The following is an 18991-nucleotide window of genomic DNA, read 5'->3' as shown; positions in this document are numbered from 1 at the left end:
TTACCGTTCCGGCCGACAGCTCAGTGCTCCTCTTCTGGCAGATTTCAAACTCACAGTGTGCTGCTGCTACTTATGATACCGTGAGGATCACCAGCCTGAAAAAACCAATCGTTCGCGATGCCGGTTCCAACCAGATTGCCTGTGATAAAACAGTATTTACGCTCAACGCCACTGCTCCTACAGAGCTGGGCGCTAAAGGCACCTGGACATTCACTCCGGCGACGGCTTCTGTGAAGTTTGCTAATATCAACAGTGCTACCACTACTGTTACCGTTCCGGCCGACAGCTCAGTGCTCCTCTTCTGGCAGATTTCAAACTCCGAGTGTGCCGCTCCTACTTATGATACGGTAAGAATCACCAGTCTGAAGAAACCAATCGTTCGCGATGCCGGTTCTAACCAGATTGCTTGTGATAAAACGGTGTTTACACTCAACGCTACCGCTCCTACAGAGCTGGGCGCTAAAGGCACCTGGACATTCACTCCGGCTACCGCTTCTGTGAAGTTTGCAAATGTCAACAGCGCGACTACTACTGTTACCGTTCCGGCCGACAGCTCAGTGCTCCTCTTCTGGCAGATTTCAAACTCACAGTGTGCTGCTGCTACTTATGATACCGTGAGGATCACCAGCCTGAAAAAACCAATCGTTCGCGATGCCGGTTCCAACCAGATTGCTTGTGATAAAACAGTATTTACGCTCAACGCCACTGCTCCTACAGAGCTGGGCGCTAAAGGCACCTGGACATTCACTCCGGCGACGGCTTCTGTGAAGTTTGCTAACATCAACAGCGCGACTACTACTGTTACCGTTCCGGCCGACAGTTCAGTACTCCTCTTCTGGCAGATTTCAAACTCCGAGTGTGCTGCTCCTACTTATGATACCGTAAGAATCACCAGTCTGCTCAAACCAATCATGCGCAATGCCGGCGCCGATCAAATGGAATGTGAGAAAACTACCTTTACCCTCAACGCCACCGCTCCTACTGAATTGGGCGCCAAAGGTACCTGGTCGTTCCTCCCTGCTACTGCTGCAGTATCCTTTGTAAATAAGAATGATCCGAAAACTAATGTGACGGTTCCTGCAAACACAGCGGTACAGCTGATCTGGAGCATTTCAAATGGTACATGTAGCGCGGATAAAGTGGATACGGTTATCATCACCAGCCTGCTTAAACCAATGATGCGCAGCGCAGGCACCGATCAGATGGAATGTGAGAAAACCACCTTTACCCTCAATGCTACCGCTCCTACAGAGCTGGGTGCACAAGGTACCTGGTCGTTCCTCCCTGCTACTGCTGCGGTGACCTTTGTGAATAAGAATGATCCTAAAACCAGTGTAACAGTTCCTGCGAATATGGCGGTGCAGCTGATCTGGAAGATTACCAACGCGAAATGTGCGGCAGATAACGTAGATACCGTGTTAATCACCAGTCTGCTTAAACCAATCATGCGCAGTGCAGGCGCCGATCAGATGGAATGTGATAAAACTACCTTTACCCTCAACGCCACCGCCCCTACGGAGCTTGGCGCAAAAGGTACCTGGACTTTCTCACCGGCTACGGCTTCTGTAAAAATTGCCAATATCAACGATCCTAAAACGGCTGTTACCGTTCCGGCCGACAGCGTTATCCTGTTCACCTGGAAAATCACCAACGCGAAATGCGCAGCTGACAACATCGACACCGTAAGGATCACCAGTCTGAAAAAACCGGTAATGCGTGATGCAGGCACCAATAAAATAGCCTGTGAGCAAACCACCTTTACCATGAACGCCACCGCTCCTACTGAGCTGGGTGCTATTGGTACATGGAGCTTCTCACCAGCGACTGCCACTGTGAAGATGTCGAACATTAACGATCCGAAAACTTCCGTTACCGTTCCGGCAGACAGCACCATCCTGTTTACCTGGAAGATCACCAATCCAAAATGCGCAGCAGACCTGGCAGATACCGTAAGGATCACCAGCTACAAAACACCTGCTGCCGCCAAGGCTGGTCCTGACCAGGAAAAATGTGATGACATCAACTTCATCCTGGATGGGAGCAAACCTGCCGGTTTACATGTAACAGGTACCTGGACGAATCCAGCCGGTACCACCGGCGTAACTATCGCCTCTCCGAATCAATACAACACGGCCGTTACTGTTGCTGCGGGTGTCAGCGTAAAACTGGTATGGAGAATCACCAATGGCACCTGCGCCGCTACTTATGATACAGTAATGCTTACCAACTACGCCAACGCAAATAAAGCAAATGCCGGTCCTGACCAGGCCATCTGTGGCAACACAGGCGACTTCATCATGGCGGCAAATGTACCAGGCGTGCCCACTGCAAAAGGAACCTGGACTGACATCAGCCCAATACCTGGAAGAGCAAAAATCAAATCACCTAATAGTCCGACTACCGCGGTAACAGTGCCTGTAGGCGATACCGTGATACTCCAGTGGGCTATCGCAAACGGTGTATGTGATACCAGCTTCAGCAGGGTAACCATCATCAACTACAAAGCGGCCATCACAGCAAATGCCGGCCTTGACCAGGAAAAATGTAATACTACAGCCGACTTCATCATGAAGGCGAGTCAACCCGGATCCCCCAGTGCAAAAGGCACCTGGACCGATGTAAGCCGTGTTCCGGGTAACGCCGTTATCAAATCGGTAAATGACCCGAATACCGCAGTAACTGTTCCGGTTGGCGATACTGTAATCCTGAAATGGACCGTAACAAATGGTAGCTGCATGAGCACCAGCAGCACGGTTACACTGATCAACTATAAAACAGCGGCTGCTGCAAATGCAGGAGCAGATATTGAAATGTGTAATAACACCGGCGACTTCACCCTGGCAGCAGATCCGGTATCTGTACCAAGTGCAAAAGGCTTCTGGTCTGTTATTAAAGGAAATGCTGCGATCAGGTCTATCAACAGTCCTACTTCCAATGTGAACATCAACACAGGTGATACGGTTACTTTACGCTGGACTGTGACCAACGGCGTATGTAGCGCTACCTGGGATGATGTAACACTCATCAACTACAGGTTACCGGTACCTGCCAACGCAGGTATTGATCAGGAACATTGCGATGATGCCACCTTTAAAATGAGCGCCAGCGATCCTGGTGTAGCAGGTGCAAAAGGCACCTGGATTGTAACCAGCAACAACGCGGCACTGATCAACATCAGTGATATTAACCGGAAAGATGCTACCATCACCGTTCCTGCCGGCGAAACAGCCCAATTAACATGGGTAGTAAGCAACGGCGTGTGCGACGCTTCCAGTTCCAGTGTCACCCTGGTTAACCGTAAACCAATACTCGGTAACACCATTCAGGATGATCAAACAGTTTGCGTAACAGAAACGCCAATGGCTATACGCAGCAATGCACTGACCGGCGGTAATGGCACTTACACCTACCAGTGGCAACAAAGCACTGCCGGTGCAAACGGACCATTCACCAACATCACCGGCGCCACCAGCGATACTTACCAGCCTGGTTTGCTTGCAGCCAACACCTGGTACAGAAGAGTGGTAGCTTCCGGAGCTTGTATCAACAACATCAGCAACGTGGTGAAAATCACGGCCATCACTATCAGCCCGATTGTTACCTTCACTCCTCCGGCCATAACAACGGAATGTGAAAGAGGTAAAGACTACACCACGCTCTTCGGAGATCCGGCGTTCAGTCACGCGCCTTACAACAACGAGCCGCTGACCATTACTTACAATGACGTCACCGTGGTTACTTCGCCTTGTCTCAGTACCATTACCCGTACCTGGACAGCGACAGATAGATGCGGTCTCTCAGTAAGCGCTTCACAAACCATTACGGTAAAGGATACCAAAGCACCGGTATTCACCACACCAGCGCCTGCTGATACAACCGTAAATTGTGATAAGGTACCTGCAGCAATAAACCTGAAAGCAAACGACGACTGCGCCGGGGAAATCATTATCCCTGTAGTGGAAGTTCGCCAGGATCTGCCAGGCAACTGTGCTAACAATTACCTGCTGATCCGCACCTGGACCGCGAAAGACGAATGTAACACCGGCGTGACCCTGAAACAGGTGATCACCGTGAAAGACATGACCGCCCCGGTATTCAATATGGCTACACCTGCCGATACCACAGTGGATTGCGATAAGATCCCGGCCGGATTTAATCTCACAGCAACCGATAACTGTACGCCGGGTGTAATTACAGTAGTGCCGAAAGACTCTGCTGCCCACAACCCGAACAGCTGTAATAACAACTACGTGATCTACCGTAAGTGGACCGCCTTTGATGAATGTGGTAATGCCCGTGCAGTACAACAGATCATTAAGGTACAGGACACCAGCAGACCGGTATTCAGCATGCCTGCTCCGAAGGATACCGTGGTAGATTGCGATAAGGTACCGGCATGGCCTGCCATCACCGCTACCGACAATTGCAGCGGCAGCATCCAGGTGTTCACCAGTAGCAAAACCGTGAAATTACCAGGTAACTGCGCCGCTAACTTCCGGGAAACAAGAACCTGGACCGCTACCGACGAATGCGGCAACAAAACCGTAATGCAGCAGATCATCACCGTTCAGGACACCACTAAACCGGTATTCACTGTGATGCCTCCTGCCGACACAACAGTGAGCTGTGATAACATCCCTGCTCCTGCTACCGATGTACAGGTATCTGATAATTGCAGCAGCATCGGAAATGGTCTTACCGTATCCCGCAGGATCACTACAGAAAGAATACCAGGAGAATGTGCCGGCAACTACCGCATCATCAGAACCTGGATCGCTAAAGATGCCTGTGGTAATACCACTACCATCACACAGGTCGTAAATGTAAAAGATACCACCAGACCAGTGATCATGCCTGCTCCTGCAGATGTGGAAATCTACTGTCAGGATAAGATCCCTGCTGCACCGGTATTAACCGCAACAGACAACTGTGATAACAGCTTCCCGAAAAGAGCTATCTATACAGAAGATCCATATGTGGAAGATATCTGTAACGGATATACGATTATAAGAAGATGGACCATCATGGATGCCTGCGGCAATAAAGCCAACGACGTTATCCAGCGTGTAATCATTAAGCCTTGCGATAAACCGCAACTGGAAGCTACCCTGCCTTCCAACTGTTCAGACAACGGCAGGATCGCTTTACGCAAAGTTGGCAACGTATACCTGCCTTCCTATACGCTGGTAGCAGTTACGCCGGCCAATGCGGTAACAGGATTGCCAAGAACACAAAGCAACAATGTGTTTAACCTTAACGGGGCTACTTCTGCTTCCTTCATCATTACGGATGGCAGAACGGGTTGTTCCTCTGACACCGTGACTTACAATCTGAGTTACATCCAGAAACCAATGGTGAACCTGGGCAACGATACCACTATCTGTGGTGGCAACAACCTGGTGCTGGATGCAGGTCCTGCTAATTTCGCCTACCAGATTAAATGGTCTACCGGCGCAACCACGCAACGGGTCAATATTAACCAGGCAGGCACCTACTGGGTAAATGTAAGCAACGGCGAATGCGCCACTACCGATACCATCCATGTAGGTCTGGTACCAACGCCACTGGTTGATATCCCTGATACAACCATCTGCCGCGGCCAAACCGTGAAACTGGATGCTTATGTAAATGGTGGCTCCTATCTCTGGAGTAATGGTTCTACAGAACCTTCCATCCTGGTAGGAACACAGGAACAATTCTGGGTGAAAGTGATGAAGTCCGGATGTATCACCATTGATACCGTGAAAGTGAGTGTGAATCCTCCGCCAGACATCAGCCTGAGCCGCGACACCTCTATCTGTCCTGACCAGTCCATTATGCTCACCGTTAATTCCAACGGCGGCCGTATCAAATGGCAGACGGGTGAAACCAGCAACTCTATCGTGGTAAACAAGCCAGGCGGATACTGGGTAGCCGTAAGCAGGGATAACTGCGTGGTAAGAGATACCGTGAATGTAAGGATGAAACCAGCGCTCACTATGGAGCTGGGACCCGACAGGAATATCTGCCCTGGTGGCACCATTACCCTGGACGGAACCAATCCGGATGCCATTTCTTACCTCTGGAACGACGGCGATCCTAACCCGGTTAAACAGATCTCTCAGGCAGGTAGCTATAAATTAGCTGTGATGGATAAATACTGTCAACGTGTGTTCCTCGACAGCGTGAAAGTAAATATCACCGGCTTACCGGTTATCAACCTGGGAAGAGATACCACCCTGTGTAAAGGTGAAACGCTGATACTGCGTGCTGAAGGTGGCGGAATTACCGGTGTACGCTGGGATAACGGTTCCGGCGGACCATCCCTCACCGTAACCAACGGAGGTACTTATACCGTAACCGTATTCAACGATTGCGGATCTGCTACCGATGATATCACCGTAGGCTTTATAGAATGTGAACCTAAACCAACCTTACCAAACGCCTTCTCACCAAACGGCGACGGACGTAACGATGTGTTCAGGCCAGTAGTGAGGGGACAAATGTTCGACTACGAACTGCGGATCTTTAACCGCTGGGGTGAACTGATCTTCATGTCGTCCGACAATCATAAAGGATGGGATGGCAGATACAAGGGAGTTCCGGTGGATGTTGGCACATACGTATGGTGGCTTTCTTACAAGAAAGTAGCCGGCGGATCCTCCAACGTACTGAAAGGAGAAGTTACCGTGATCCGCTGATAACGGATACGCGATCATAAAACAAAAAGCATAAGGCCAACCGGCTTTATGCTTTTTGTTTTTATATCCAACTCCATCAAATCCCCGGCGATTTATTAACTTAGTGCCGTTTCATTTGCAAACCGGAAATTGTTTTTATATGAAAGTGTACGACACCGTAACAGCGGCCATAGAAGATCTGCGTAAACGCGGATACACCACCGATTTCAACCTTGTTTTCGACAGTATTCAGTGTAACAGCGGGAATGTACGGCCGGAGGATTTTGACATTACAGAAACCTATCGCTTTGAAGGAGATACGGACCCCGGCGATGAGGCAGTAGTGTATGCCATTGAAACGAAATCAGGTCTCAAAGGCGTATTGATGTATGGGTATGGTGTTTATTCAGAGGATATGTCTGAAGATATGATCCGGAAACTGGGTCACCGCTGATACTTCTTCCTCCATCAGCTAACTGGTCCGGATATACGTATCCGGACTTTTTTATTGTCTATGAAGCAAAAAGCCGCGTTGATCTTGCGATCAACGCGGCTTGAATTGGCCGGCTAACGTTAAAGAATATATGTTATTGAAGTCCTGCTACTTTCTTGCTTAACCTGAAATCAACCATTCCGTTAAACCCTCTGGCAGGCGTAATACCAGGAATAGCCGCGCGCAAATCATTGCCGGCAGCTGCGCTGATCCTGGCGCTGGTACGAAGATCCAGGTAAGTGCCTGTTGAAACATAGTTCAGGGCCTGCTGCAGGTTCTGATCCGATGTAGTGTTGCCCCAGGCAACGTTTACATAGTCCGCTGCCTCCGCATCTACCGGGATACCGGTGTAGTACCCCCCGTTGCCGTTGGCATTCATGGTTTCGAAGTTGATGGCGTACAGGTCAGCGAGGTATACCGGTTTATGATCATTATCATACATGGAGATATTAAAATCAATAAAGCCAACAGGTTTTCCGTATGTCTTCTTCCCGATGAGCCTTACATTCATGTACGGTTTAAGGTTGTTCAGTGTTAATTCGCTGGCAGAAGCAGTTTCACCGGATACAATAAAGAATATATTGTCCAGTGACATACCACCTGTAGCAGCAGCAAAGTTCACCTGCGCATCCAGTTTGGTAGCCGCGAGGTTCTGCATGATCTTATCGTTATACTTGTAGGTATACATCACTTTACCGCCGGCAGCCGAAGGAGCAAAAGCATTGTCCAGGTATTCCGCTGTAGAGGTGGCTCCGCCGCCGTTGTACCGGAAATCCACAATCAGTTGTTTGATGCCCTGTGCTTTGAATTTGGCGATCGTTTGATCCAAAGCCGTTTTGGTAGCGGTAGCATTTCCGGCGTCGTTGGTTACACTGGAAAAAGTATACATCGCGAAATAGCCCACCTTTATATTTATGTTGGCGGTATTCTTAACGGTGTAAATGGTATCGAACAGCACCGGGTTTATGTTGTATGTAGCGGAATTGATAGTAAGGGTAACCGAAGTCTGATCCTGTTTTTTAAATCCCAGGGTGATGGTGGATGCCGTTGAAATCGTATTATAAAGCGAGTTGATAGCAGAAGAGGCACTGGAAAAATTGGTATTACCGTTTACGGAAATAATCTCCCACCCTCTTAAAACGCCTGCCTTACCGGCGGGGCTGTTCTTATCTGCATACTTTACAAATAATCTTACTTTACTGGCATCCGCTCCGGCAGCAAAACCGATGTCAAATCCCAGTTTAGAGGGATTGGCGGCGGCATTTTGTTCCGATACGCCATTCATCAGCTGGTTGGTGATGGTACCATCTTCATCCAGGAAGCTGTAATGGTCGTATGCGGCATTGGTGGCCGGGTTGATGGCATAGCCTTTCATCTCTGTCAGCAGGGCGTTTGCATCCGCATACTTGCTGGCCAGGGGATCTAGCTGCGGTACACTGGAATACCAGTAGTAAGTAGGCAATCCTTTGCTGACCGTTCGTCCGCCATCGCCGTAAGTTACCTGCATGATCTGGTACATCAGGTACTTCAGGGAGTCCTTCTTCAGGGCGTCTGTAATGTCAACAGGCGGAGGGGCTGGTTTATCTTTGTGGCAAGACATAAAAGTGCCTGTGCACAAGGCTCCCGCCAGTATGGTGGTAGTTCCCGCAGAAAACAGTTTTTTATACATAAAAACAGTTAAGACGATGGTAGTCTGGTTGCTTACTTTTGAGTGGCCAGTGTTTGACGTGTCCAAAAGTCGGCTGAATAATACAAGGCGAATTGGTCCGCATATTCACCTGGCATTGGGGGCTTTTCTCCTTTGGCACGTTTGGCCTCCAGTTCCTTTTTATCCTCCCTTTTCATGGCGTTTACCTTAAAATGGTAAGCGATGGGCTTATCACTTCCGGCGGGGATACCCAGCACCTTCAGCGGGATACCCAGTTCACAAACCAGGTTACCGGCGGCATCATATGAGGAGGTGGTTTGAATACCAAACGTATTCTTCACCGGAATATTGCCATCCGGGATGCCGTCAAATCCTTCTACTTTGATGTCCTTTACGTTCGCCAGGAGTTGTTTTTTCAATTCACCTGCAATGAGTGCCCGGGATTCTTCCGGGACATCCGGCGCACCGGTGTTCACATTATAGGTGAGCGGAAATGTAATCCCCGCGCCCCCTTTTTTCTTCCCGGTAGGGTTGATGGAAACAGTAAGGCCGGAACGCATAATTTTCATCTGGCTTTGCGGATCAGGAACACTAACGATTACGTATACATTCTCCTGGTCGTTGGCTATTGTGTAAAATAACTTGGTAACGTTGTTATAAAACTGCAGGGGTTTGGGCCATTCAGTAGCCTGTCCGTCGATTTTGATATTTGCTGGCGCCCATTTATTTGGTTCACTATCTTGTGCGGAAGCATTTACATACAACAAAAGACCGGCTATTACCCCTGCTCCTGCTGTCAGTACCCTGTTCATATTCATGTGCTAATTTTTTCAGTTGCACTACAAGGTTAACAAAGAATTTTGAAAATACGGGAAGAAAAAACGTATATGAGTAAAAAGAGTCGGTGAACGGGGAGATATGGTGGGTGAGCATCACGGATTTGCGGGGAACTAAAACCGTTCGCCCGCAAATCCATTGTTGCTTTTATTAATACAGTAATCTTGTTTTAATCGTATGCTCTACTTCCTTCAGCAAAGCCAGCGCCTCTTGTGATAACCTCGTATCCACGTCCAGTACCACGTAACCGATCTGGTCGTTGGTTTTCAGGTACTGCCCCAGGATGTTGATTTTGTTGGCAGATAAAGCAGTATTGATGGCAGACAACACGCCCGGCACGTTCCGGTGGATATGCAGGATGCGATGTGTGTTTTCAATAGGCGGCACGCTGATAGCAGGTACCGTATGAGAACCGAAGCTGGCGCCCTTTTCCAGGTAGTTGAGCATTTTACTGCTCACGTCCAGTCCGATGTTGTGCTGCGCTTCTTCCGTGCTTCCGCCGATATGCGGCGTGAGGATTACATTGGATAATTTTTGCAGCGGCGTGCTGAATGCGGCGCCATTCTTTTCCGGTTCTACCGGGAATACATCTATGGCGGCGCCGGACAAACGTCCGCTTTCCAGTGCATCTTTCAGCGCTTCCAGGTCTACTACCTCACCGCGGGCATAGTTAATAAAAATAGCCCCGGGTTTAGCATCTGCAAGCACTTCTGCAGTGATCATATTCGTAGTGGTTTTGCTGGAAGGTACGTGCAGCGAAACGATATCCGCTTTGTTGAAGAGTTCCTTCAACGTGCGTTGCTGTTCTGCATTACCCAGCGGCAATTTGGTTTCGGCGTCGTAATAAATTACGTTCATGCCCATTCCTTCCGCCAATACGCTCACCTGGCTACCGATGTTGCCATAACCTACTATTCCAAGTGTTTTACCCCTTAGCTCATAGCTGCCAGTGGCTTCTTTAAGCCAGATGCCGTTATGCGCTGCATTGTTTTTATCCACGATGCGGCGGATGAGGATAATAGACAAACCTATTACCAGCTCAGCCACGGAACGGGTATTGGAATAAGGCGCGTTGAAAACGGTTACACCGTGCTCTGTAGCAGCTTTCAGGTCAACCTGGTTGGTACCGATACAGAAACAACCAATAGCCTGCAGTTTCCTGGCCGATTCCAGTACCTTACGGGTAACTTTGGTTTTGGATCGGATGCCCAGTAAATGAACGTCCTTGATTTCATTGATAAGATCCTCTTCGCTGAGCGCACCGGTAAGCTTGCGCACATGGTATCCTGCCGTGGTAAATTCTGCCACCGCAGCATCGCTGATGTTCTCTAATAATAAAATGCTGATCTTCTCTTTCGGATAACTTGTCGACTTTTGCTGGTCCATAATATTATACTAAGTTATATGTGTATCTCTGTGTTGCAATTGGCTTAATAATTGCTGATAGCGGGGAAACAGGGCACAAACCTACTCGAAGTTGAGGAATATTCAAATAGCAGGGGAATCAAATTCGATTTTATCAAAAAAAGACGGAAATCGGGGATGATTTTTAAAGTTTTTCTCACTTTTTTGCTTAAAAATCAATTAAAAGAATCCGAAATCACTGTTTTTATTTGGCAGTCTTTTACTTTGAGTCTAAATTGAGCGCTTTGTATTTTATGGGTCGAAAATTGAATTAAGAAAGTAGTCACAACTCCTCTAATGAAGCGATTGAAAGCAATAAGTATTATCTTAACTATATCGGGAATTGCAATTATCTCCAGCTGCCAGAGCAATGCAGCAAGAAGGGAAGAAAGTAAAAGGAAAGCAGCAGCAGATTCGGCACGCTTTACAACAGGACTATCGGCCGCGGAAAAAGAAGCCATCCTTAAATCACCGCGTACTAAACAAATGCAACAGGAACTGGAAGCATTCTATAACGGAAAGCTCCTGCGTACCGGTTTCAACGGCGCCATCATAGTGGCCAGGAAAGGGGTGGTTATCTTTGAAAAGTATCACGGCTATGAAAATTCCCGGACTAAAACACCGGTGATGGACAGTTCTTCCTTTCAGCTGGCTTCTGTTACAAAAACCTTTACCGGCGCAGCAGTAATGTGGCTGGTACAAAATGAGAAACTGAGCCTGGAAGATTCCCTGCAAAAATTCTTTCCCGAATTTCCTTATAAAGGAATCAATGTACGCATGCTCCTGAACCACCGGAGTGGCCTGCCTAACTACCTTTATTTCTGCGACAGTTTATGGAAAGAGGAAGCCAACTTTATTACCAACGGCGAAGTCATCAAATTAATGGAAGCGCATAAGCCCGCCATGCAACATTTGCCAGGTACGCACTTCCAGTACTGCAACACCAATTACCTGCTCCTTGCTTCTATTATTGAAAAGGTAAGCGGACAGAAATATGCCGACTTCATGCAGCAAACTATTTTCGGACCGCTGCATATGACCAGCACTTTTGTATACGACCCCTCCTCTGCTGTGCGCGTGCACCAAACCCAGAGCCATAAATATAACGGGCAGTTTGAACCGGATACTTACTTCGACGGTGTAATGGGCGATAAAGGTATTTACAGCAGCGCACAGGATATGCTGAAGTGGGATCAGGCCCTCTATTCAGGCCAGTTCCTGAATGCGGCTACCTTAAAGGCTGCCTACACGCCTTACAGCAATGAGAAGCCCGGCGTCCGCAATTACGGGCTGGGATGGCGCCTTATGGTATATCCGGACAGTACAAAAAATATTATTTATCACAACGGCTGGTGGCATGGTAACAACACCGTGTTCTATCGTTTCATACAGGATTCTACCACCCTTGTTATCTTAGGAAACAAATACAACCGCGGTATTTACCAGGCAGTAAAACCTATTCGCGATATCATCGGCCATGGTGATGGTGAAGAAGCTGGAGAAGAATAAACAGTTAAACATCTGACTATAAAAAAAACCAGCATAGCTTGTATAAGTTATGCTGGTTTTTTTATAGCAAGATGTATTACTATCCATGTTTTCTGTTGGGTAGCACGTTATCGCGGGTCCATATTATTTCGCCGGTAAATGCATGGCTCCGGACCGGGCAGGCTTCTTTTAAACAGTAGTGGCAACAGGAAGGAATACAGGGGTCCATATGAATAAAAAACTCTACCTCACTGCCGGCAAACCCTTCATTCACGAGCTTCTCAATCTTCTTCATTTCATCATGCGCATCATTCAGCTCCAGGTAGTAAGGCATCGTTACATGGCAATCAATGTGATAGTTGTTGCCATATTGCTGCACACGCATATTATGCATATCGATCCAGTTCTGCCTGCGATGAACCGATAAAATAGTGATCACCTTGTCCACTATCTTCATATCCGTTTCATCCATTAACCCGGAAATAGACCGGCGCATCAATTGATATCCTTTGCTGAGGATCAATCCGCCCATCACCAGTGATACCGCGGGATCCAGCCAGGTCCAGCCGGTGAAATGAATGACAACCAACGCAGCAATCAACCCCGCGCTGCTGTAAACATCGGTCATGATATGCTGGCCATTCCCCGAAATAGTGATGGAAGAAAGCTGCTTACCGGAACGTACCAGGTACAGGCCCAGCAACAGGTTGGCGACAGTGGTAGCGCCCAATACCCATAAACCGTTTTCAATCTGGTGCAGTTCACGCGGCAGGATAAAATACTGTGCCGTTTTCACAAGAATCAACACGCCGGCGATAAAGATCATGGCGCCTTCAAAACCGATCGAAAAGAATTCCACTTTGCCATGTCCGTACGGATGGTTGGCATCTTTCGGCTGACTGGCAAGGTAAATACTATAGCAGGCAAAACCGCCCGCCACCACGTTGATAATGGACTCCAGGGCATCAGAAAGGATTGCCACCGAATGGGTCATAAAGTACGCCGAAAATTTCGCCACGGTTAGTATAAAACTAACGATCAGCGACACCAGTATGACGCGCAGTTCTTTTTTTAGCAATGGTTCAGTTTTGTGTAATGTAAAGGGCAAAGGTAAAGGATTATTGGCGTTTGAAAACCACTCCGGTATTAATAAAAACATAACATGAGGCGTGCTGATAAAGCAGTTGCAGCTATTACATTTGCGATAATGCCACGGCATACTATGAAAAAACTGTACTAACCCTTATAAACGTACGAAAATGACCGGTAGTGAATTACATGCCCAATCAGTAGTCAACAAAATCTTCGACCTGTATAATACTTACGGCCACCAGGAATATGGCGAGCAGGTAACCATGCTGATGCATATGATGCAGGCGGCCCTTATAGCAGAAAGCACAGGCTTTGATGATGAAATGATCGTTGCTGCATTCCTGCACGACATTGGTCATTTTTTTGAAAGTGCGCCCCAGATGGGCGGCCTCGGTACCCGCGCACACGACGACCTGGGCAGCGCTTTCCTGCTGGAATGCGGCTTCCCGGAGCGCATGGCGCAGCTGGTGGGCAGTCATGTGGCCGCGAAACGCTATCTTACCTGGTCGGACAGCGCCTATTACGATACCCTCTCCGAAGCCAGCAAACAAACCCTCGAATACCAGGGTGGGCCTATGAATGAAGAAGAGGCGCTGGCGTTCCGCAATGATCCTTTATTCCACCAATACATCCAGATCCGCATCTGGGATGATATGGGCAAGGAAACGGATATGCCGGTGAAGCCTGAAGACGTAGCGCGGATGCGTGAAAAAACGCTCGCCTACCTGCTGGCAAACAGTACTTCCGCCAATAATTAACTCGTGTGTATTAAATTGCAGGTCTATGGATCTGCGTACTGAAATTTTATCGGAAAATTCCCGTGCCCAGTCGCTCCGCATTGCGACCTGGATAGGTCCCCATCCGGAACGGTTTGCCGCCTTGATACACTTGTTCCTGCACGACGAATACCGCGTGGTACAACGGGCCGCGTGGATTGTGAGCTTTGTGGCAAAAAAGTACCCCGCGTTGCTTGCTCCCCACCTGCCGGCTATGGTAGCCAGGATGGAGGAACCGGGTATGCCGGTGGCAGTAAAGAGAAATGTATTGAGGATATTGCAATACCTGCCAGTCCCGGAATCCCTGCAAGGGCCGGTGATGAACAGTTGTTTTGCGTTCCTGGAAGATCCGCTGGAAGCAGTGGCGGTGAAAGCCTTTTCCATGACGGTACTGGCTAACCTGGCAAAAGATTACCCTGACATCAAAAACGAGATCCGGCTGCTGATAGCAGCGGAGCTGGAAAATAATCCCACACCGGCTATCCGTTCCAGGGCGCGGAAAGTACTAAAAGCAATACAATAACAGGTTACACGCTAAAAGAAAAAGCAGCGCAACAAGGTATAATACCCTGCTGTGCTGCTTTTTTAATGTGATATAACCATCGGCTATGCGTTGGCATCTCCTGCTGCATCAGCGGCTGGAGGCGTAACGGGCGCCTTTGCTTCTTTCGGTTCTCTTGGCTCCCTTGGTTCCCGGGGTTCTCTCGGTTCCTTAGGTTCTTTTTCCTTCTTTTTCGCTGCTTTAGGGGCAAAGATGGCGATCATACGCTTACCTTCCATGGTAGGCATACTTTCCAGGCCACCTACTTCTGCCAGCCTTTCAGCAAACTTCAGGAGGATCAATTCACCACGTTCCTTAAACATGATGGCACGTCCTTTAAACTGTACATAGGTTTTCACCTTGTTACCGTCTTTCAGGAAGCTTTCAGCATGTTTCGCTTTGAAATCGAAGTCATGGTCATCGGTGTTAGGCGTAAAGCGAATTTCTTTCACTTCACTTTTGTGCGCCTTCGCCTTCATTTCCTTTTCCTTCTTTTTCTTTTCGTAGAGGAATTTGTTGTAGTCGATGATACGACAAACGGGAGGCACAGCATTCGGGGAAATCTCTACCAGGTCTAAACCCTGTTCCTCAGCCATACGCAGTGCATCCTCTGTTTTGTAGACACCTACCTCAATATTTTCACCTACAAGTCGTACCTCAGGAACGCGTATCATCCTGTTGGTGCGATGTTCTTGTTGTTGTTCCCTGCGGAAGTTGGGGTTTCTTCCCCGGTTGTTGCCGCCAAAACTGCTTGGTCTGGGTCTTTGTTGCATTAAGAAAAATAAAATTAATTAATTAATTGTCCTTTTAGTCCATGGTCCACATCTCGTCCATGGACCAAAAACAATCTTTACAAAAATACGGGGAAAATTACAGCAATTAACATACCTCAATCGAGTAATGTTCATTGTTTTATATACCTTTTTTCCACATTTATGCGATGTTACTCAATTGGCTTCCGGTTTGCTACCTCTTCGTTTATCATGGTGGTAAACTGTTCGAGTTGCATAGTTCCCAAATCACCTTTTGATTGACGACGAACGGCTACTACATTGTCGGCTGCTTCTTTTTCACCGAGTACGAGCATGTACGGAATCTTTGCCAGCTCTGCTTCCCGGATCTTCTTACCTATCTTTTCGCTTCTATCATCTATCTCAGCGCGAATTTCTGCTTTTTTTAGCAATTCTGCTACTTTTTCTGCGTAGGCCTGGCTTTTATCACTGATCGGCAGGATCTTCACCTGTGTTGGCGCTAACCACAACGGGAATTTACCGGCGCAATGTTCGATCAGCACGGCGATAAAGCGTTCCAGTGAACCAAATGGCGCACGGTGAATCATCACCGGCCGGTGTTTCTGGTTATCGGCCCCGATGTACTCCAGTTCAAAGCGTTCCGGCAGGTTGTAATCCACCTGGATGGTACCAAGTTGCCATTTACGGCCCAGTGCATCCTTCACCATGAAGTCGAGCTTAGGACCATAGAACGCCGCTTCGTCGTATTCCACCACGGTGTTCAGCCCTTTTTCGGCGGCAGACTCGATAATTGCTTTTTCTGCCAGCTCCCAGTTCTCTTCGGTACCCATGTATTTACTGCGGTCCGTTTTATGACGCAGTGAAATCTGTGCAGTATACTCGGTAAAACTCAAACTGTTGAATACATACATCACCAGGTCTATCACTTTCTGGAATTCTTCCTTTACCTGGTCAGGACGGCAGAACAGGTGCGCATCATCCTGGGTAAATCCTCTCACACGGGTAAGACCGTGCAGTTCACCATGCTGCTCATAACGGTACACGGTACCAAATTCGGCAAAGCGCACGGGTAAATCCTTGTACGACTTTGGCGATACCTTGTACAGTTCGCAGTGATGCGGGCAGTTCATAGGTTTCAGCATAAACTCCTCACCTTCTTCCGGCGTATGGATCGGCTGAAAACTGTCTTTTCCGTATTTTTCGTAGTGACCGGAAGTCACATACAGATTTTTATTCCCGATATGCGGTGTTACTACCGGCAGGTAACCGCTGGCCAGCTGGGCTTCCTGGAGGAAACGCTGCAGGCGTTCACGCAGCATGGCGCCTTTAGGCAACCACATAGGTAAACCTAAACCTACTTTTTCAGAGAAGGCAAACAGTTCCAGTTCTTTACCCAGTTTGCGGTGATCACGTTTCTTTGCTTCTTCTATCAGGGCCAGGTATTCGTCCAGCTCTTTCTGGTTAGGGAAAGTGATGCCATAGATGCGGGTAAGCATCTTATTTTTTTCACTGCCGCGCCAGTAAGCGCCTGCAATGCTCGTCAGCTTGATGGATTTGATAAAGCCGGTATTCGGAATGTGCGGTCCGCGGCAAAGATCGGTGAATCCGCCCTGTGTATAGAAGGTAATGCTTCCATCAGGTAATTCATTGATCGTTTCTATTTTATACGGATCGTCTTTTTCAGTAAAATAAGTCAGGGCATCTGCCTTGCTTACTTCTTTGCGCACGTATTCGCTGTTGTGTTTAGACAACTCCACCATTTTTGCTTCGATCGCCTTCAGATCTTCTTCAGAAATCGTGCGGTCGCCCAAATCAATATCGTAATAGAATCCATTTTCAATTGAAGGGCCATAGCCGAGCTTTACGCCGGGGTACAGGGCTTCCAGTGCTTCGGCCATCAGATGCGCCGAGGAATGCCACATTGTTGCCTTACCATCCTTATCCACCCACGTCAGCAGCTGCAGCGTGCTATCCGTCAAAATCGGGCGTGTAGCATCCACTACCTGCCCGTTAACATTTGCTGCCAATACTTTGCGTGCCAATCCTTCGCTGATGGATTTGGCAATGTCCAATGCAGTTACTCCTGATTCATACTGACGAACTGCGCCATCCGGAAAAGTGATATTTATCATACGTTTTGCTGTTAGCACCATACTTTTTCATATGGGCTATATTTCCTTTATAAAATGTTTGCGAAGTTAAGAAATAGTTTGTTAGCTTTTAGATAACCATGTCGTTGAACTTAAGGATTTTAAAAATAAATATTTATACAGCGGTGTGAACACAGTTGAAAAATGGCTTAAATGCACATTTATAATGATAAAACATTACAATCCATGTGATTTACCGGGTGAGACGATCTTATTTAGGGGAAGTTAAGCTAAAAGATAACAGTTACCTCACCCCTGCTTCACCTATGCCTCAAACCAGCGTATGTCATGGGTCATCCATGCAGTATCAATGCACTTACCATGCACTCCTCATGGACTCCCCATGCACTAGGCATGCACTCCCAATGCACTATGCCCCCCAAAAACTTCCCTGATATAGCGCTCCTGGCAATAATACGGATGCCTTTTTGAGATTATTTACATCAAAATATTATTCACAGTTACAAAATAATAAACAGCCATCAGCTTTGATATATTTAAAAGAAATATCTGTAATTATCACGATATCGAAATAAAGAATAAATTAATTTTAACCCTGTAATATAAAACCATTACATATGACAATCGGAAACTTAAGACTGTATGACATCTTCCGGAATGACCTGCATTTGCCGGATGACAAAGCTCTCGAAGTTGTAAATGCGCTGGATGACCATTATGAAAGGAAATCATCCGCAAAAATTGAACAACTGGCAACTAAAGGCGAACTATGGGATGTTAAAAACGAACTTAAGCAGGACATCCACACGCTTGCTACCCGTATGGATTTGATGGCTACTAAAGAAGAGCTGTCGAATGTTAAAAACGAACTTAAGCAGGATATCCACAAGCTTGCCACCCGTATGGATCTGATGGCCACCAAAGAAGAGCTATCGGTTGTAAAAAACGGGTTGACGCTGGATATTCAAAAGGTTAAGTCAGAATTAACAACGGACATCCAAAAGGTTAAATCGGAGCTGCTGGGCACTATCCAGGACGTTAAAGCAGAACTGATCAAATCGGTACACTATGCCGCCATTGCGCAATTCATTGCTATAGTGGCTGCCCTGGTAGGAATTATCAGGTACTGCTTCGTGAGGTAATCCCCCGCTATCACCCCATTTGTATGTACTATCATCTCATTTGAATTC

General features: G+C 47.6%; 12 protein-coding genes. 6 read left to right on the top strand and 6 right to left on the bottom strand.

Features of this window, described 5'->3' with window-relative positions; all coding sequences use genetic code 11:
- The first annotated feature begins 80 nt into the window (after positions 1-80).
- Both ACLHR0_RS24000 and ACLHR0_RS23995 read left to right on the top strand, forming a co-directional pair.
- Positions 81-6680 (top strand): HYR-like domain-containing protein, encoded by a 6600-nt coding sequence (locus ACLHR0_RS24000; protein WP_436490070.1) that lies wholly within the window; start codon positions 81-83, stop codon positions 6678-6680.
- 139 nt (positions 6681-6819) lie between these two features.
- A complete protein-coding gene (locus ACLHR0_RS23995; RefSeq protein WP_370910405.1) occupies positions 6820-7113 on the top strand; it encodes a phosphoribosylpyrophosphate synthetase in 294 nt (97 codons plus the stop codon).
- Between the two features lie 133 nt (positions 7114-7246).
- Here ACLHR0_RS23995 and ACLHR0_RS23990 read toward each other — a convergent pair whose 3' ends face one another.
- The 3 genes from ACLHR0_RS23990 to serA form a co-directional block, all read right to left on the bottom strand.
- A complete protein-coding gene (locus tag ACLHR0_RS23990) occupies positions 7247-8821 on the bottom strand; it encodes a S41 family peptidase (protein ID WP_429047812.1) in 1575 nt (524 codons plus the stop codon).
- Between the two features lie 32 nt (positions 8822-8853).
- Positions 8854-9618, bottom strand: coding sequence for a hypothetical protein (locus tag ACLHR0_RS23985; protein WP_436490068.1), 765 nt, complete (start codon positions 9616-9618; stop codon positions 8854-8856).
- Between the two features lie 169 nt (positions 9619-9787).
- A complete protein-coding gene (serA, locus tag ACLHR0_RS23980) occupies positions 9788-11023 on the bottom strand; it encodes a phosphoglycerate dehydrogenase (RefSeq protein ID WP_429047809.1) in 1236 nt (411 codons plus the stop codon).
- Between the two features lie 315 nt (positions 11024-11338).
- Between serA and ACLHR0_RS23975 the strand changes: the two genes are divergently transcribed.
- Positions 11339-12550 (top strand): serine hydrolase domain-containing protein, encoded by a 1212-nt coding sequence (locus tag ACLHR0_RS23975; RefSeq protein WP_429047807.1) that lies wholly within the window; start codon positions 11339-11341, stop codon positions 12548-12550.
- Positions 12551-12629: 79 nt separating this feature from the next.
- Here the strand turns inward: ACLHR0_RS23975 and ACLHR0_RS23970 are convergent, their stop codons facing one another.
- A complete protein-coding gene (locus ACLHR0_RS23970; protein WP_429047805.1) occupies positions 12630-13607 on the bottom strand; it encodes a cation diffusion facilitator family transporter in 978 nt (325 codons plus the stop codon).
- A 181-nt stretch (positions 13608-13788) separates the two neighbouring features.
- On the opposite strand from ACLHR0_RS23970, the gene ACLHR0_RS23965 reads away from it, so the two are divergent.
- Together ACLHR0_RS23965 and ACLHR0_RS23960 are read left to right on the top strand one after the other, a co-directional pair.
- Positions 13789-14379: an HD domain-containing protein gene (locus ACLHR0_RS23965; protein WP_429064726.1), complete on the top strand. Its 591-nt coding sequence runs from the start codon at positions 13789-13791 to the stop codon at positions 14377-14379.
- Between the two features lie 25 nt (positions 14380-14404).
- The gene (locus ACLHR0_RS23960; protein WP_429047800.1) at positions 14405-14920 is read left to right on the top strand and encodes a hypothetical protein; all 516 of its coding nucleotides are present in this window, start codon (positions 14405-14407) and stop codon (positions 14918-14920) included.
- Between the two features lie 83 nt (positions 14921-15003).
- Here the strand turns inward: ACLHR0_RS23960 and infC are convergent, their stop codons facing one another.
- Positions 15004-15711 carry a translation initiation factor IF-3 gene (gene infC, locus ACLHR0_RS23955; protein ID WP_429047798.1) on the bottom strand — a complete coding sequence of 236 codons (708 nt, stop codon included), beginning with the start codon at positions 15709-15711 and terminating at the stop codon, positions 15004-15006.
- 170 nt (positions 15712-15881) lie between these two features.
- Entirely contained in the window at positions 15882-17822 is a 1941-nt protein-coding gene (thrS, locus tag ACLHR0_RS23950) for a threonine--tRNA ligase (protein ID WP_436490064.1), read from the bottom strand.
- 596 nt (positions 17823-18418) lie between these two features.
- Between thrS and ACLHR0_RS23945 the strand changes: the two genes are divergently transcribed.
- Positions 18419-18943, top strand: coding sequence for a hypothetical protein (locus ACLHR0_RS23945; protein ID WP_436490062.1), 525 nt, complete (start codon positions 18419-18421; stop codon positions 18941-18943).
- The last annotated feature ends 48 nt before the right edge of the window (positions 18944-18991 follow it).

Origin of the sequence: Chitinophaga sp. ARDCPP14, assembly GCF_051362515.1 — a bacterium.
Taxonomy (GTDB): Bacteria; Bacteroidota; Bacteroidia; order Chitinophagales; family Chitinophagaceae; genus Chitinophaga.
The sequence above is the reverse complement of the archived record's forward strand: the minus strand, read 5'-3'. Positions and strand labels throughout refer to the sequence as shown.

What these genes read in the sequence shown, in the direction of transcription:
- ACLHR0_RS23995 (WP_370910405.1), top strand. Translation starts at nt 6,820, where the DNA reads ATGAAAGTGTACGACACCGTAACAGCGGCCATAGAAGATCTGCGTAAA.
- ACLHR0_RS23990 (WP_429047812.1), bottom strand. Translation starts at nt 8,821, where the DNA reads ATGTATAAAAAACTGTTTTCTGCGGGAACTACCACCATACTGGCGGGA.
- ACLHR0_RS23985 (WP_436490068.1), bottom strand. Translation starts at nt 9,618, where the DNA reads ATGAATATGAACAGGGTACTGACAGCAGGAGCAGGGGTAATAGCCGGT.
- serA (WP_429047809.1), bottom strand. Translation starts at nt 11,023, where the DNA reads ATGGACCAGCAAAAGTCGACAAGTTATCCGAAAGAGAAGATCAGCATT.
- ACLHR0_RS23975 (WP_429047807.1), top strand. Translation starts at nt 11,339, where the DNA reads ATGAAGCGATTGAAAGCAATAAGTATTATCTTAACTATATCGGGAATT.
- ACLHR0_RS23965 (WP_429064726.1), top strand. Translation starts at nt 13,789, where the DNA reads ATGACCGGTAGTGAATTACATGCCCAATCAGTAGTCAACAAAATCTTC.
- ACLHR0_RS23960 (WP_429047800.1), top strand. Translation starts at nt 14,405, where the DNA reads ATGGATCTGCGTACTGAAATTTTATCGGAAAATTCCCGTGCCCAGTCG.
- infC (WP_429047798.1), bottom strand. Translation starts at nt 15,711, where the DNA reads ATGCAACAAAGACCCAGACCAAGCAGTTTTGGCGGCAACAACCGGGGA.
- thrS (WP_436490064.1), bottom strand. Translation starts at nt 17,822, where the DNA reads ATGATAAATATCACTTTTCCGGATGGCGCAGTTCGTCAGTATGAATCA.
- ACLHR0_RS23945 (WP_436490062.1), top strand. Translation starts at nt 18,419, where the DNA reads ATGACAATCGGAAACTTAAGACTGTATGACATCTTCCGGAATGACCTG.